The following is a 16,570-nucleotide window of genomic DNA, read 5'->3' as shown; positions in this document are numbered from 1 at the left end:
AATTTCGTGTTTTTAAAATTTGAGATTGACATTAAAGCTAAAGCTTCTGGTAGTTGGCAATGCAAGACTTTCCAGTCCTTGAGCATTTCCCGTGTTGAATGCTGTTTCAGGATCGATATTAGGCACCGACTTGTAAATAAAGAAGAGATTACGACCTGTAGCAGTTATACTGGCTCCATCAAATCCGATCTTCTTAATCAGCTTTTTATTGAAATTATAAGTAAGTTTTACTTCTCTCAACTTCACAAAACTTGAACTGTAAACATAAGCTTCGCTGATATTATAGGACGCTTTGTAATACTCCTGAGCACTGATTACCTGAGTATTGGGTGATCCATTGGCATATACACCTGTAAAGATAACTCCATCATCATATACTGTTTCACCATTTGGAGCAGTAGCAGTTGTTAGTAAGGTCTTTGTACCGGCAGTGTTATTTCCCGGGTAATAATAGTTTAGTCCGCCGTGAGCTGCATCGCGACCAGGAAGAGTTTGTGCTAGCACCCCTGTATAAATACCTGTTCGGTTGGTTCCTGAAAATATTTTTCCACCTACACTTGCATCAATAAGGAACGATAATTCAAGATGTTTGTAAGTAATCGTGTTGGTGATACCACCTAACCAATCGGGAGTATAATGTCCCAACACTCTGTTTTGAGGATCGGCTTTCGGCAATCCGTTAGCACCTACTACGATATTTCCATTTGCATCGCGCAGATATGCCGTACCGTACAATGTACCGTAAGCTTTTCCAACCGATGCCAATACGTCTACACCGCCGGAAGAACCAATTGTATAGTTTTGAATTTTTCCATCATAGTCAAGAATTTCTACTTTACTTTTATTGCTTGAATAGTTTAAACCTACATTCCATTTGAAATTACGACCTTCAATAGGAGTTCCATCCAACTGGATTTCGATACCATGATTGTTTATTTTACCTGCATTGATCAACTGTGAAGTATAACCGCTTGCTGCAGTTGTTTTTATTTCCAGAATTTGGTCAAAACTATTGGTATTATAATATGCAACATCAAAATGCACTCTGTTTTTCAAGAAAGATGACTCAAGACCTAACTCAGTAGAACGTGTTGTTTCCGGTTTCAGATCCGGATTCAGTTTCTTTTGCGAAGATGTTTGAATCGGGTTTCCGTCGAATGCTGTTTGAAAATTATAAACGGTTGACAATTGGTAAGGATCAGCATCATTACCAACTTCCGACCAACCACCACGTATTTTCAAGAAATCAAGCGTATTGCTCTTCAGGTTCAATGCTTCGGACAATACTAAACTTCCGTTGATTGATGGATAGAAATATGAACGGTTACTGCTAGGCAATGTCGACGACCAATCATTACGGGCTGTCAGGTTCAGATAGGCATAATTCTTATAGCCCAATTGAGCTGACGCGTAACCACTGTACACTCTCAATTTTGAAAATGAGTTCGACGAAGTAAGTGCATCGCGCGAGTTGGTCAACGTATACAAATCCGGTACCGCTAAACGTGGTGCTTTTTGGTAATTATTAGCATAGCTGCGGTTACGAACATTGAATCCGGCAAGAGCATCTAAACTAAAATCTTCATTCAGCTTCTTAGTATATTGCAAGATAGCCTCCGTATTTTTCTCGTCAACAGTGTAAGCATCTTCGGCATAGGATCCGAAAGGAGTTCCGCTTGTACCATATTTGATCGTATATTTTCGGCGATCATTATAATAATCGGTTCCCGTGCGGAATTTGAAGTTAAGTCCATCAATAATTTTTGCTTCCAGATGAATATCACCAATTAAGCGGTTACGTTGCTGACTGGTAGTATTATAATTAGCATTCCAATACGGATTGCTGTAATAGCTATTGTTCCAGTTGTTATTCCAGTTATTCTTCAATTCGTTGATGTCAACCTGACGTCCGAACCAAAGGAACTGAAGCATTACCCCGGCTGCACGGTTACCTGATGGTCCGCCCGGAAGGGTTGGAGCACTGGTAACAACATAGTCAGCTGTAACGCCTACCTTTATATTCTTGGATAATTGATAGTTAGCGTTAATTGAGAAGTTTGTTTTGTTTACTTCACTATTAGGTACTGTTCCTTTTTGTTTTTGGTTATTTACTCCCAAACGGAAATCAGATTTTGCATCGGATCCGGCTACAGAAATACCATTATCAAAAGTAAGACCGGTATTGAAGAAGTCTTTCACATTATCAGGATGAGCCACAAACGGTACAGCTACCCCATTTGAGTAAAACTGTGGAATGAGGCGACCATCCATCTTGGGTCCCCAACTTTCATCAACGCCATCATTAACGCCACCTCCTTTACCATCTACATAGCTAAACTTACCATTTGATCCTTGTCCAAATACGTTCTGATAATCGGGTAAAGTGGTAACATTAGAAACGGTAATACCGGAGGTCAACGTCACGCCCAGACCTTTTTGGCCTTTTCCCGATTTTGTGGTGATAAGAATCACACCGTGTGCAGCACGCGATCCGTAAAGAGCTGCCGCATTTGGCCCTTTCAATACACTTAACGATTCAATGTCTTCAGGATTTAGATCGGCAATAGCGTTTTTGAAATCACGGGTTGCTCCACCATAGTTCAACTGTGAGTTATCTACCGGCACTCCATCGACAACAAACAGCGGTTGGTTATTTCCGGCTATTGACGTTTCACCACGAATAACGATACGTGAAGATCCCATATCACCTTGCGAATTAGTAATTCTGACTCCGGCTATTTTACCCGTTATACTATTAAGAATGTTGGTTTCTTTTGTATTTTGAAGGTCTTTGCTTTTGAGCTCCTGCATAGTATAACCCAGCGATTTTTTCTCTTTTGAAATACCCAATGCGGTAACCACCACTTCGTTCAATCTGTTTACATTTTCCGAAAGATAAGCCGTCACAGGTTCGTTTTCATAAACATCAATTTCCTGATTTTTATATCCTACACTCGACACCAATAAAGTTATAGGAAGCGACTTTACATTCAGGCTAAAGTCACCCTTTACATCGGTTACGGCACCTCCATTCTGTCCTTTAATTTTGATTGTAGCACCAATCACAGATAGTTTTGTACTTTCATCAAGTACTACACCCTTAACGATAATCTGTTGTGCATAAACTGACAAAGTAGTCAACACCACAAGTAAAAGGGTGACAACACTTTTACGAGCATACTGATTTCGTCCTTTTTTGTTTTTTGGAAATAAAAGTTTTTTTGTCATATAGATTATTTAAATTATAGCAAACTTTGCAATCATTTTATTAATGAAGTACTTAGAAAGCTTTGTTGTTTAAAAAAAGAATATACTATTAGCCTTATCGAACCAAAAGAATAATGATTCGAACAACATAATTAAGTTTGAAATTGAAAATTGAGAATTTGTCGATCCGCCATTCAGAATGAAGTATTGGGATCAGAATAAAAGGGCGCACCTGTTCTACATGCAGCAGCCCATTCGGGTGGAAGAAGAAAGCGAAAAAGTTAATTTCGAAGTAAACATAATTCCAAATAAAGAGAAAATCTGATTGAACACCTGACGAATTATTTTCTTTTCGCCAGAAACAATGATCGAAATATTCTGTATTATTATGTGATGAATATATTTTTGCATCTTATAGCATTTATGTGTTAAGTATTATTTTTACATCAGCCTAATGTTACATAGTATTAAGGTCTATTTAGATAGTGCAAAATTAGACTATTGCGGTTTGTACATCAATACCCTTTTTATGGCATTTATATACCCGAATAGAGGTATATTTTATATTTCAATACATTTATAGGATCTCTACAAATTAAAACTTATGAAATTTCAATAAAAAAAACATCCAATCAATATTACTTGATCGGATGTCATTTTATCTTTATATTCAATACTATATCAGCAATAATCGATAAATTTAAAGACGGCTAAATATATTTATAGATATAACCCCAACTAAAATAAACGTCGTTGCTTCAATAAAATCTTATACATTTATTGCCTCCAATGCTTCTTCAATATCCGCTTTGATATCTTCGATATTTTCAATACCAACAGATAGGCGCAATAATCCGGGAGCAACACCTGAAGCAATCTGGTCTTCCGGCGAAAGTTGCTCGTGAGTAGTGGCTGAAGGGTGAATGATTAAACTCTTAGCATCACCCACATTGGCTAAATGGCTTAATAGCTTCACATTATCTATTAAAATATCGGCATTCTTGGGATCGCCTTTAATTTTGAAAGTGAGCACCGAGCCCGGACCTTTTGGAAAGTATTTTTTAGCCAGGTTATGATATTTACTACTCTTCAACCCCGGGTAGTTCACATATTCCACTTTAGGATGTTTCTCCAACCATTCCGCTAAAGCCTGTGCATTCTGTACATGGCGATCGACACGTAATGAAAGTGTTTCGATGCCTTGCACCAGCAAGAAAGAATTGAATGGACTGATAGTGTTTCCCCAGTCGCGAAGTCCTTCTACACGTGCACGAATATTGAAAGCTATGTTACCAAACGGACCGTTAGCTCCGAACACATCCCAGAAAACCAATCCGTGATAACTATCCGAAGGTTCGGTAAATGAAGGAAATTTACCATTACCCCAGTTGAATGTTCCTCCATCTACAATAACACCACCAATGGAAGTACCGTGACCGCCAATCCATTTGGTTGCAGATTCGACCACTACCGAAGCACCGTGTTCCAACGGACGGAACAAATAACCGCCGGCACCAAAAGTATTATCTACGATTACCGGAATATCATGCTTCTTTGCTACCGCAGCAATGGCATCAAAGTCAGGAACATTAAGTTCAGGATTACCGATTGTTTCCAGATAAATAGCTTTGGTATTTTCGTCAATCAGAGCTTCAAATTCTTCGGGTTTATCATCTTTGGTAAACCGGACTTCCACTCCCAATCGTTTAAACTGATTTTTAAACTGGTTGTAAGTTCCTCCGTACAAATGAGGTGTTGATACAAAATTATCGCCATCCTCAATGATATTGTTCAAGGCTATAAACTGAGCCGATTGACCTGATGAAGTAGCTAACCCGCTTACGCCACCTTCCAATGCAGCAATGCGCTTTTCAAACACATCTGTCGTAGGGTTTTGTAAGCGGGTGTATATGTTTCCAAACTTACGTAGTCCGAAAAGATCTGCACCATCTTTTGCATCGTCGAACACGTAAGAGGTTGTCTGATAAATTGGTAATGCACGTGCATGAGTTGTTCCATCCACTTCCTGACCTGCATGTACTTGCAGGGTTTCAAATTTCAATTTAGTTGTTGCCACGATTTCTTGATTTTTTAAAGATTCAACACTATGTTTAATGGGCTTCAGGTTGAGAAGCTTAGCCAATGCTTTTTGAAAAGAGATAGAAAAACCAGCCATAATATTATTTTTTTAGTGCAAGAAGAAAGAGATGATTATCTGTTGGAAATTCTTGCTGGATTATGTTTATGTTGAGAGTCTATAATTCTTATAATTTCGGTCTGCTAAAAAATTGAAACAATCCATCATTTTCCTTCTTTTTGCATTAAAGGAAAACGATGGATAGAAACAATAAAACTAAATAACAATAACTCAATTTTAAAAGACCCTGTTTCAGTAACAAATCTTCTAATTTTAGCCATTATTCATTATCCTCACCCGATTCACATCGTAAAAAATAATTTTAAATTAATATCAAAAAAAGATCTATCGATTGGTAATAAAAACCTTACCTTAAAATATGCCTATTTATTGCTTTTCCGCGATTCACATCGAAGAAAAACAACTTATAAGCGTTACTAAACAAAATAAATATGTGTACAAAAGATAACAATTGAATGTATAAAAAAACGCAGCCGATCAGTTTTCCTGACCGGCTGCGTTTTTGTTTGTTTGTAAAATCTATTTTACGAATATGCACAAGCGTCTAGACCGGTCATTGAAATGATAATGACAGCAACACATATACATGTACATAAATAATGAGTTCATAAAATAAAATTTACAGAATTTGTTTACTATATATTTCATAAATATAACGATACAAAGATAGGGCGTACAAACAACTAATGAAATACCTTAATATAGTCATTTTTAATACCTTTTTGTAGGTATATTTAGCAAAAAACTGGCTTTACAGCCATTCTTTCTTTAAAGGATATTCCTCAAAAGCGTATAATACTGTGGAAAGATATCGTTCACCTGTATCGGGTAAAACTGTTACTATTCGTTTTCCTTTGTTTTCTGGGCGCCTTGCCAACACTGTTGCTGCATAAACTGCTGCTCCTGACGAAATACCCACCAGCAAACCTTCTAATCGGGCAAGTTCACGAGAAGTGAGAATTGCATCATCACTCTTTACTGCAAGAATTTCATCAACTACGGAACGATTAAATGTGCCCGGAACGAAGTTTGGGCCTATTCCCTGAATTTTGTGCGGGCCGGCTAGGCCACCTGAAAGTAATGGTGATTCGGCTGGTTCCACGGCTACTATTTGTATATTCGGATTATATTTTTTCAAGACCTCACCTATTCCACTCACGGTTCCACCGGTTCCTACTCCGGCCACAAATATATCTAGCTTCCCAGCCGTATCGCGCCAGATTTCTTCAGCAGTAGCGCGCTTATGAACTGCAGGGTTTGCAGGGTTTTCAAATTGTTGAGGAAAAAATGAGTTCGGTGTATTAGCAGCTATTTCTTCAGCTTTTTCCACTGCACCTTTCATGCCCAGCGATCCGGGAGTCAGTACCAATTCGGCTCCAAGTGCTTTGAGTAGATTACGACGCTCGATGCTGAAAGTTTCAGGGAGTGTAATGATGAGCTTATACCCTTTAGCTGCAGCAACAAGCGCCAGGCCAACACCTGTGTTACCACTGGTGGGCTCTACAATGACAGAATCTTTATTCAAAATTCCTTTTTGTTCAGCATATTCAATCATTGAAAGCGCTATCCGATCTTTTACACTTCCGGCAGGATTAAAGCTTTCAAGTTTTGCTACAATAGTTGCATCAAGTTTGTAACCCAATTCGTAATTACTTAGTTCCAACAACGGCGTGTTCCCGATCAATTCGGTAAGTTGCTTTGCTATTTTTTCCATTTCATCTGATCTTTAAGTGAGTATCGTTTTAATGATACAAAGTTAATGGACATAATTAGCATAATAAATACCCTATTTTAGGTATATTTTACAAGCAACAAAAAATAGAATTTCTAAGAGAAAGAGATAAATATATCAAACTTGGATTGAAAAAGTGAAGGAGTGACTACAAGCCACCCCTTCACTACTGCCACAAAAATCTGATTCACAGACCTATAAGCATTGCTTATTTTACAGCACGATAAATCTTTTCTTAGAGAACTTTCGTTGGTTTAAATTCCGGAATAGTTTGTGCCAGAACAATCTGGCTAGTGCTTCGAGATATTGCCGGCAATTTCCGTCCGATGCTCAACCTCGAAATTATTACTACAAAAAATTATTCAGTTTCAATCTGAAAATGCATAATTATTTTCCAAACGAACAGAGTCTGGCTCAAAATACTAAAATCTGTTATTTTACTGGAGCTTTTTCAGAAGCGGCTTCACCCACGAGCCTTCTTTGTGTAAAAAATCATCGGTAGGCAGATAAATACGAACGGATAAATTAAAATTACCTATTGGTGCCGGTAACCAGTTACTTTTTTTATCTGCGCCCGGATATTGATTTTGAATGTATAAGTCTAACGATCCATCAGAATTAAATTTCAAATCATTACGGTCGCCTATAGCATAACGGTCAATTGGGTTATCAACCAGATAGCCATCTTTATCATAGAGTGTTACCGACCAAAAAGCACGGGCAGGAGGCAGTTTTCCTGCATCAAAATGAAGCAGGTATTTATTTTTTCCTTCCAACGGTCGATTATCGGCATCCACACTGTATGAGCGATAAACAGCTTCTTCAGGATTAAGAGCTCCCAAACCCACATAGGCTATTAGTCCGCGTTTCAGATAGTCAGTTCCATAATTACCAATGGTCAAATCGATTTTTTCATCGTTTTTAGCACGAAAGAATGATTGATTTTTACTCAATTCATCGGCTAATGTGACTGGCAATGAGTTTAAAACCAATCGGGTATCTTCGGAGAATTGATTCAGGTTAAAGGATTTACCCGGAAGTATACCTATTTTGGCAAAACGAACCAATGCTTTTTTATCTGCAAGAAGTCCTGGATTTTTCACTAACAATTCGTTTAAGTAGGTGAAATACTGCTCTACAGAAAGTCTATTCAGAGCTTCCACTACAGTAAGCTTCTTACTTTTTAAATCGCCGATTACAGCTGTACTCTCGATGGAGTAAGTCACCGAAGCTACTGCCGGAGCAGTAGTATTGCTCCATTTGCTCAGTGGAGTAACTGTAAGTTTATTCTGAATGGGTACCACAAAGGTTTTACCATCTTCGGGACTGTTTACCTGATACCTGCCTATTATCCACACTTCATCTGTAGGCGATTTTATTTCTTCAATTCCGGCGGGCAAAATACCCTTCCACTTAGGACCGGTTATCACATAGGTTTGTGCTTTAGTTCCCGTAGTTCGTTTTCCAAAAGATTTGAAAACATTAGTCCATGCATCCATCAGAGGTACAACAAAATAACGCTCCTTAGAATCGGGAATACTCAATACGACAGGTTCTGCACCCAAATCGAGAAATGCCGAAGAGTAAAATGTGTCGTTGTTGGGACGAACCACCAAGCGTGATCGAAAATCGGGGAACTGATTACTATGATGAAAGTGATTAACAGGCACTCCGGATCCGATTCGGGTAAGATCGGTTAATATCAAGGGTAAACCGTAAATATATGCCTCTTTGGCTATTTTCAAAACTGAATCTTTTTCCAGCTTTGGAGCCGCCTGTCCGTTCATTGCTGCGACTGCAAAAACTATTAGCAGCATCAGTTTATTTAATTTTGTCTTCATTTCATTATTTGTTTTTTATTTTTCATTATCGTGGTGTTACAATATTCCAATTCGGCTTGGCAGTCTCAATCAGTTCAAAAAACTCTTTCAGCAAAAATATATTTCCTGAATAATTAACCCCATCTTTTGTTTGTATCTTTTTTCTCAAGGTTTCTGCATCAGTGAATCCTGACAATAAGACCTTTTTAGGAATGGTAAGTGTTAGTTCAGCTTCAAAGTCGGTTTTGTTTGTACTATGGTGCAATACCGCATTCTTAACTGTCACCAATGTATTTTCCTTCACATCGGGAAAAATAAACCGGATAGAAATATCTTTACCTTCTGCTTTTTTGCCATCAAGAGCCACAGACAGATAATCGAATAAAGCATCAGTAGTTAATTTGTTGATTTGCCCGGCAGAGGAAAGTGCCCCACCGGGAATAGCCCTGTCCGATACATTGCCATCCGCCCGAAGTTCCGTTGCTCCCGACAGATATAAGTTTCGCCAGATAGAGGATTCAGTCTGATAAGCCAACTGTTCAAAAGCATCAGCTTGTAGGTTACGTGCTTCCCTGTTGGCAGGATTGGCAAATACTACATGCTTCAGCACTTCGGCTACCCAACGGTACTCTCCCTTAGCATAACTGAGGCGGGCTTTTTCGAGTGCCGCTTTTTCGCCACCAAAGAAATCCACATAATGCTTTGCAGCCTCCACATCAGGAAGCTTATCGTAATTGGCTGGATTGCCATCCCACCATCCGAGGTAATATTGATAAACAGCTTTGGAGTTATGTTTCAGCGTACCGTAATAATCTCGATTATACCATTCGCCAGATAGTTCTTTAGGGAGTTGGATTGTTTCTGCTATTTCTTCCATATTCAGCCCACGATTAGCCAAGTGTATGGTTTGATCGTGAACGTATTTATATAAATCCCGCTGTTTCTCCAGAAAATCAATACTCTTATCGTGACCAACCAGCGGCCAGCCGTGTACCAGAAAAACCACATCGGTTTTATCGCCAAACCGTTCAATAGCTTCATTCAGATAGCCAGCCCAACCACGTGCATCGCGTATTTTTGCCCCACGGGGAGTGAGCAAATTATGAAATGTGCGGTTGGCATCTTCAGCTGGGCAGAAAGCTTTGTATTTAGGTATATAGAAATAAAATTCGGCAGGTGCTTCGGTGTTGGGTGCCAGCAAGAACTCAATATCCAGACCGTCTACATTAACAACTTCTCCGGTCTTTTTTATTTCAATATTGGGTTCCAACAAACTTGAAATGCTACGTGTACCTATATAGGATTTTCCCAGACCAGCATCGACGCGTCCTTTTTCGTTTGAAGTCAGTGAAGCTCCAAACTGGTATCCGGCTCTTCGAATCATGGCATTTCCCAACAGAATATTTTCACTCACGGCTTCGTGGTAGAAACCTTCCGGAGCGATGTATTTTACTTTACCGCTTTTAATATCATCGAAATTTACAACTCCTTCAATCCCACCGTAGTGATCAGCATGACTGTGTGTACTGATAACTGCCACCACAGGTTTGTCGCCCACATGCTTTTTTACCAACTCATAAGCCGCCCGGGCTGCATCAGCATTAGTACATGGATCGATTACCAGATAGCCGTTGTTTGTTTGCACAAATGTAATAACAGCAATATCGAACGAACGAACCTGATAAATACCTTCAGCCACTTTAAATAAACCATTGATTGCATTTACCTTAGCATGTCTCCACAAAGAGGGGTTGACAGTAGCAGGAGCATCATCTTTCAAAAAATTATATTCATTAGCATTTACAGCTATTTCGCCTTTATGATTGTAAATAATTCCACTGTCAAGTGTGGCAATAAAGCCACGACGTGCATCTACAAAGTCCGCCGAATCTTTGAAGTTCAACTTAGAATAGAAAGCGTCATTGGCTTTTTTAGTATATTCTGTAGCAACCTTTGATTGTCCAAAAACAAACAGAGAAGTACTTATACCTATGATCAAAAAAATATATTTAGTATTCAACATGTTATATGGATATAAAACAGGTCGAATAAATTCGACCCGTTGAGTGGATTATTCAACTATTTTTTTCTGTTTTTCTCAAACTCCAGTCTTTTCTCATAAATATCTGCCCAGTCGATATAGGGAGCTAATCCATAACGCTTTGCCTGTGCCTCAAAAAGGGTCTTCAGTTCTTTTAATTTTTCAGGATATTTTGCTGCCAAATCATTAGTTTCGTTGAAATCCTCATTTAAATTATAAAGTTCCCATTTCTCAGTATCAAATCGATTTGGGTCACGAGGTATTATCTGTTGAGCTTTAGGCGAAGTGTATAAGTCGATATAATCAGGATGATGAGGAGCGGCTGCCTTCCAACCAGCTTTATAAACAGATCGTGCTCCGAAAATATAATAATGCTGAAGCGTATGTCTTGATGGGGCTTTAGCATCATTCAACGAATAAAATAAAGAAGTTCCATGAATAGAATCCTGTTTTATATTTCTGATTTCGGAAGGTGACTGAATGCCAATCAAATCGAGGGTTGTAGGCAACACATCAATTACATGTCCGTATTGTGTTCGGATACCTCCTTTTTCAGTCACAACTTTTGGATAATAAACAATGAGTGGATTACGGGTACCTCCTTCACTGTAAGCATCCTGCTTCCAGTTTCGGAATGGAGTATTCGTTGCCTGAGCCCAAGCCAGCGGATAATTGGCAGAAGTAATTGTGCTGGGAGTTCCTATTTTGTCAATATTCTTCAGGTTGTAATCCAAAAACTCTCCATCGTTTTCAAATGCAAGTACACCTTTGTCAATCACTCCATTGAAAGTACCTTCCTTACTTGCTCCGTTATCACCGATAATGGCAAAAACAGCTGTATTCTCCAGTAGACCTGAATTACGCAGGTATTGAATTAATCGTCCGATTTCATAATCGGTATACTCAAGGAACCCCGCATAAACCTCAAAAAAACGTGCATATAATTTTTGTTGCTCAACCGACAAATCTCTCCATGCTTTCAACCGGGTATCACGTGCAGGCAATTTTGCATTTAGAGGAATAATACCCAATTTTTTCTGACGGGCAAAAACTTCCTCGCGATACCAATCCCAACCCTTATCAAACTTCCCTTTATATTTATCGCTCCACTCTTTGTCCACCTGATGCGGCGCATGAACAGCTCCCGGAGAGTAATAAAGGAAGAAAGGTTTATCGGGCGCTACTCGATGTTGACGAGTAATGTATGCAATGGCCTTATCGGTTATTTGCTCATTCAGGTGCCGACCATCAGGGCGCACGTGCTCATTGTCATTAACTAAATCAGGCTTATATTGATCTGTAGCAGAACCCAGAAAGCCGAAGAAGTGGTCGAAACCTTTACCTGTAGGCCAGCGATCGAACGGTCCAACGTCTGTTGTATCAGCATCGGGGGTCAAACCATATTTTCCAACAGCAAATGTGCTATAACCTCGATCACGAAGTATTTCGGCAATCGTTCCTGTCTCAGAAGGAATTCGTCCTTCCCATGCCGGGAATCCCGCAGAGAGGCTTTCATGTCCAAATCCTGCCATGTGAGCTGTCGAGCTATTACGTCCTGTCAGAAGAGATGCTCTTGTAGGTGCACTTATAGCACAGGTATGAAAGTTTGTGTAGCGTAATCCGTTATTTGCAAGTTCATCAAGGTTCGGCGTATTGATTAACCCGCCAAAAGCGCTACTGGCTCCAAAACCTACATCGTCAATCAATATCCAAAGTACATTGGGTGAACCTACTGGAGCTTTAGGGTTTTGAGTTCTGGCTTCTTTGGAATCACTCAGCGTTCTGCCAACAACTCCCGGAAATTTGTCTACATATTTTGATATGGATTGCGCACTGACCATTCCTGTTCCGGCAAGTATAGATGAAGCCAAGACTCCGGCTGTTTTTAGATGAAATTTATTATTTGTCATTTTAAATCAGTTTTTATATGCCCTTCGCCAAATAATCAGTAAAGAAGAAATATGACTGTTCAAGGAAAGGTTACTAATGATTATTGTATGGATAAGCTGAAAATGAGTTTACAGTAAATCCCAATAAACATCATAATTGTTTATTGGGATTCGAGCTTAAGTATTTATTTCGTTTCGCGAGCTTTAGTGATATCCTTCGCACTTTCTATAAATGATTTACTATTCTTGGTACGATGAATTTTTCCATTCAAAACGTCATCCCAGGTAATAAACGGATATAAATTATGCGATTGAGCTTCGGACTCAAAGAGAGCTTTCAGTTCTGCCAGTTTAGTAGGATTTTTCTTCGCTAAATCAATACGCTCTGTTGGGTCATCAATCAGGTTATAAAGCTCCCATGCATTTTCGTCGAATGTTACTGAAGTACTATTCTGAGCCTGAGGCTGACCTAAATCAATAAAATCGGGATGATATGCTAATGACGCTTTCCAACCATCTTTGTAGATGGAACGGTTTCCAAAAATGTAATAGTACTGCTGTGTACGACGTGCCTGAGCTTTAGCATCATTGATAGAGTATGCCAACGAAATTCCTTGAATACTGTCTTGTTTCACACTTTTTATCTCAGCAAGGGCTTTAACACCAGTAATATCAAGCGTAGTAGGAAGAATATCAATCACATGGCTGTACTGCGTACGGATTTCACCTTTAGCATGAATTTGTTTCGGATAAAACACAATCAATGGGTTGTGCGTACCACCTTCGCTGTTTGCATCCTGCTTCCAGTTTCGAAAAGGTGTATTGGTAGCCTGAGCCCATCCTAATGGATAGTTGGTTTCAGTGCCTGCTGCAGTACCTATTTCGTTTATTTTATTCAGATTATACTGGATATTCTCCTGTTCGGTAAGAGCCTTTGATAATAAAGTACGATCAATATCACCATTCTGAGTACCTTCTTTACTGGCACCATTATCGCCAACCAATACAAATACCAAGGTATTGTCCAGCTGTTTTATCTCTTTCAAATGATTAATAACCCGACTGATTTGATAATCTGTATAAGTAAGATAACCTGCATAAACTTCGATAAAACGGGTATAGAGTTTTTGTTCATCCGGCGTTAGCTTATCCCATGCCTTAATATTTGGATTCCTATCGGGCAAAACAGCATTGGCAGGAATCACACCAAGCTTTTTCTGACGGTCAAAAACCTCTTTTCTGTATACATCCCAACCCTTATCAAATTTGCCTTTATACTGATCGCTCCAGAATTTATCCACCTGATGTGGTGCATGAACAGCTCCGGGAGCATAATACAAAAAGAATGGTTTATCAGGAGCAGCTTTCTTCTGTCGATCGATATAGCTAATGGCTTTATCAGTAATCTGTTCACTCAAGTGCCGGCCATCAGGTGTTACATGCCATTGATCTTCCACTAGATCGGGACTATACTGATCGGTTTGTGAACCCAGGAAACCAAAGAAATGGTCGAATCCTTTTCCTGTTGGCCAACGATCAAAAGGACCTGCATCGGTAGCATCTTCATCGGGTGTAACTCCATATTTACCTACTGCATAAGTGTTATATCCGTTTTCACGTAGAATTTCAGCAATTGTTCCTGCAGAAGATGGAATTTTCCCATCCCATCCCGGGAATCCGGCAGACATAACCGTATGTGAGAATCCTGATACATGAACTGAGGCGCTATTTCTACCCGTCAGTAGAGCTGCGCGTGTTGGAGCACTAATAGCGCAGGTATGAAAATTGGTATATTTCAATCCGTTATTTGCCAGACTATCTAAGGTCGGAGTCCGAATCAATCCTCCAAATGAGCTGATGGCACCATATCCCACATCGTCCAGTAAAATCCAGACTACATTGGGTGCACCTTTGGGAGCCTTTACAGGTTCTGGCCACCATTCTTTCGATTCGGCCAGTGTACGACCAATTTTACCCTGATAGGGCTGTACATTTTGCGCATTAGTGTAAGCAATTGATCCGCTTGCTGCTACAGTCAGCGTGGTCAATACATTTAATCCTTGTTTAATTCTTTTCATTTTGAATATCTTTTATAAATAATTACTCAATTAAATTATTTCCAGGCGTCATTTTGCACCAGTTTCTTATTATTTAGCAACTCTGTTGCCGGAATTGGAAGTAACAAAAACTTCTCAGATACATTTTTCGATTTAGCAACAACCCATTCGTTTGTCGCCGATACGCCCGGAATACCGGCAGCAGCCTGCTGAGCAGCTATGGTTGGTAGTGCCTGTAATGCTTTTACCAGCAATGCAGATCCAGAACCATTTATTCGAATCAAATCGAAAAAGCGAATTTGCTCATATACAAACTCCAATTGACGTTCGTTGAAAATAGAGTCGCGGAATTGCTCTTTGGTCAATCCAGTAGTGAGACCGCTACTTGTTGGTCGTGCACGTTTATAAACTTTGTTGAACAAAGCATAGGCAGAACTAGCATCATTCGGATCGCCCGGACCTGAAAGTTCGTTCTTAGCCTCAGCAGCAAAAAGCAGAACTTCGGAATAGCGAATGATGGGTGCATTTACTCCATTGTTAGCGAGATTGGCAGCAGCAGTTGGATCCCAGTATTTATAGAAATGCGGGTAGTACATTTTCTTTACCTTTGCAGCACTAGAAAATACTGAGTCCTTAAATGTTATCTTAGTTCTGGTATCGCTAGCCTTAAATTTTCCGCGCAATGTCACCAAAGGTTGATCGGCACCATACCCTGTACCCTGACCAGTTTCATATCCGTAAATCCAAGTAGAAATCATACTCAGAATGTTTACATTACCTTTTCCAGACATGGCGGCTGAACCGTCGGCAATAAAATTCGCATCAAAAATGTGTTCAACGGTATTCTCTTTGGAAGTAACAAAATTGTCAGCATAACTTGGAAACAAACCATAGGAGTAGGGTGTCGTACTAATTATATTATACTGTTCGAGTGCTTTATTATAGTCTCTACGAGTTACATAAACATTAATTAAAAATGCACGAGCCGCTCCTTTGGTAGCTCTGAATCCATCAGCACCGGTATAACTTAAAGGTAGTCCATCCGCAGCAGCTGTAAAGTCATCTATAATCTGTTTGTAAACTGCATCTACGGGACTTTTAGCAAGTTGTAGATTCTGAAGCGTTGTAGTTTCCTGCGTTACCAACGGAACCTCGCCCCATAAACGCACTAGATTGTAATATAAAAGACCTCTCAAAAAACGGGCTTCGAGTACTAATCTGGTTTTTAGCGCTGCATCACCTCCGGTAATCCCCGGAATACGGGAGATAGCTGAATTAGCACGGTTGATAGCTTCGTAATGCTGACGCCATAGCTCATAAAAACGGGTATTAGTGGCCGAAGCTGTTAAAGCACACAACGAACGTACGTCAGGATTGGTTGCTCCAACTCCAGCAATATGATCGTCGGTCAGCATCCCAACTGCAAGAACAAGTTGACGATTGTATATGGACGCATGATCACCAGAAGTATTATGAGTTAAATCAGAGTATATGCTTTGAACTGCAGCAATAGCATCATTATCTGTTTTATAAAAGTTTTCTGTGGTAATTTGTGATCGGGCATCTTCCTCAAGATTGACACACGAGCTGAATCCAGTTACACTTAAAATGACAGAAATAATCAATAATTGTTTATATATTTTTTTCATTTTCATCTCATATTAAT

The 16,570-nt window shown here is 39.5% G+C and carries 8 protein-coding genes; all 8 read right to left on the bottom strand.

Translation table 11 applies throughout. The annotated features are described in order from the left end of the window. Nucleotides 1–12: 12 nt before the first annotated feature. The 8 genes from PALPR_RS08035 to PALPR_RS08000 all read right to left on the bottom strand — a co-directional run bounded on the left by PALPR_RS08035 (nucleotide 13) and on the right by PALPR_RS08000 (nucleotide 16,553). Nucleotides 13–3,228, bottom strand: a complete 3,216-nt coding sequence (locus tag PALPR_RS08035; RefSeq protein ID WP_013445122.1) for a SusC/RagA family TonB-linked outer membrane protein — start codon at nucleotides 3,226–3,228, stop codon at nucleotides 13–15. Between the two features lie 748 nt (nucleotides 3,229–3,976). After that, nucleotides 3,977–5,383, bottom strand: a complete 1,407-nt coding sequence (locus PALPR_RS08030; RefSeq protein ID WP_013445121.1) for an O-acetylhomoserine aminocarboxypropyltransferase/cysteine synthase family protein — start codon at nucleotides 5,381–5,383, stop codon at nucleotides 3,977–3,979. A 733-nt stretch (nucleotides 5,384–6,116) separates the two neighbouring features. Then, on the bottom strand, nucleotides 6,117–7,079 hold the full coding sequence (gene cysK, locus PALPR_RS08025) for a cysteine synthase A (protein WP_013445120.1): 963 nt from the start codon (nucleotides 7,077–7,079) through the stop codon (nucleotides 6,117–6,119). A 455-nt stretch (nucleotides 7,080–7,534) separates the two neighbouring features. Next, the gene (locus PALPR_RS08020) at nucleotides 7,535–8,938 is read right to left on the bottom strand and encodes a DUF1254 domain-containing protein (protein ID WP_013445119.1); all 1,404 of its coding nucleotides are present in this window, start codon (nucleotides 8,936–8,938) and stop codon (nucleotides 7,535–7,537) included. Nucleotides 8,939–8,963: 25 nt separating this feature from the next. Beyond that, nucleotides 8,964–10,940 (bottom strand): alkyl/aryl-sulfatase, encoded by a 1,977-nt coding sequence (locus PALPR_RS08015; protein WP_013445118.1) that lies wholly within the window; start codon nucleotides 10,938–10,940, stop codon nucleotides 8,964–8,966. Nucleotides 10,941–10,996: 56 nt separating this feature from the next. After that, on the bottom strand, nucleotides 10,997–12,868 hold the full coding sequence (locus PALPR_RS08010; protein WP_013445117.1) for an arylsulfatase: 1,872 nt from the start codon (nucleotides 12,866–12,868) through the stop codon (nucleotides 10,997–10,999). Between the two features lie 164 nt (nucleotides 12,869–13,032). Further along, a complete protein-coding gene (locus PALPR_RS08005) occupies nucleotides 13,033–14,925 on the bottom strand; it encodes an arylsulfatase (protein WP_013445116.1) in 1,893 nt (630 codons plus the stop codon). 35 nt (nucleotides 14,926–14,960) lie between these two features. After that, on the bottom strand, nucleotides 14,961–16,553 hold the full coding sequence (locus PALPR_RS08000; RefSeq protein WP_013445115.1) for a RagB/SusD family nutrient uptake outer membrane protein: 1,593 nt from the start codon (nucleotides 16,551–16,553) through the stop codon (nucleotides 14,961–14,963). Between the last annotated feature and the right edge of the window lie 17 nt (nucleotides 16,554–16,570).

It is taken from the genome of Paludibacter propionicigenes WB4 (assembly GCF_000183135.1).
Taxonomy (GTDB): Bacteria; Bacteroidota; Bacteroidia; order Bacteroidales; family Paludibacteraceae; genus Paludibacter; species Paludibacter propionicigenes.
The sequence above is the reverse complement of the archived record's forward strand: the minus strand, read 5'-3'. Positions and strand labels throughout refer to the sequence as shown.

Coding starts and splice junctions, on each gene's coding strand:
- PALPR_RS08035 (WP_013445122.1), bottom strand. CDS start 3,228: ATGACAAAAAAACTTTTATTTCCAAAAAACAAAAAAGGACGAAATCAG.
- PALPR_RS08030 (WP_013445121.1), bottom strand. CDS start 5,383: ATGGCTGGTTTTTCTATCTCTTTTCAAAAAGCATTGGCTAAGCTTCTC.
- cysK (WP_013445120.1), bottom strand. CDS start 7,079: ATGGAAAAAATAGCAAAGCAACTTACCGAATTGATCGGGAACACGCCG.
- PALPR_RS08020 (WP_013445119.1), bottom strand. CDS start 8,938: ATGAAGACAAAATTAAATAAACTGATGCTGCTAATAGTTTTTGCAGTC.
- PALPR_RS08015 (WP_013445118.1), bottom strand. CDS start 10,940: ATGTTGAATACTAAATATATTTTTTTGATCATAGGTATAAGTACTTCT.
- PALPR_RS08010 (WP_013445117.1), bottom strand. CDS start 12,868: ATGACAAATAATAAATTTCATCTAAAAACAGCCGGAGTCTTGGCTTCA.
- PALPR_RS08005 (WP_013445116.1), bottom strand. CDS start 14,925: ATGAAAAGAATTAAACAAGGATTAAATGTATTGACCACGCTGACTGTA.
- PALPR_RS08000 (WP_013445115.1), bottom strand. CDS start 16,553: ATGAAAAAAATATATAAACAATTATTGATTATTTCTGTCATTTTAAGT.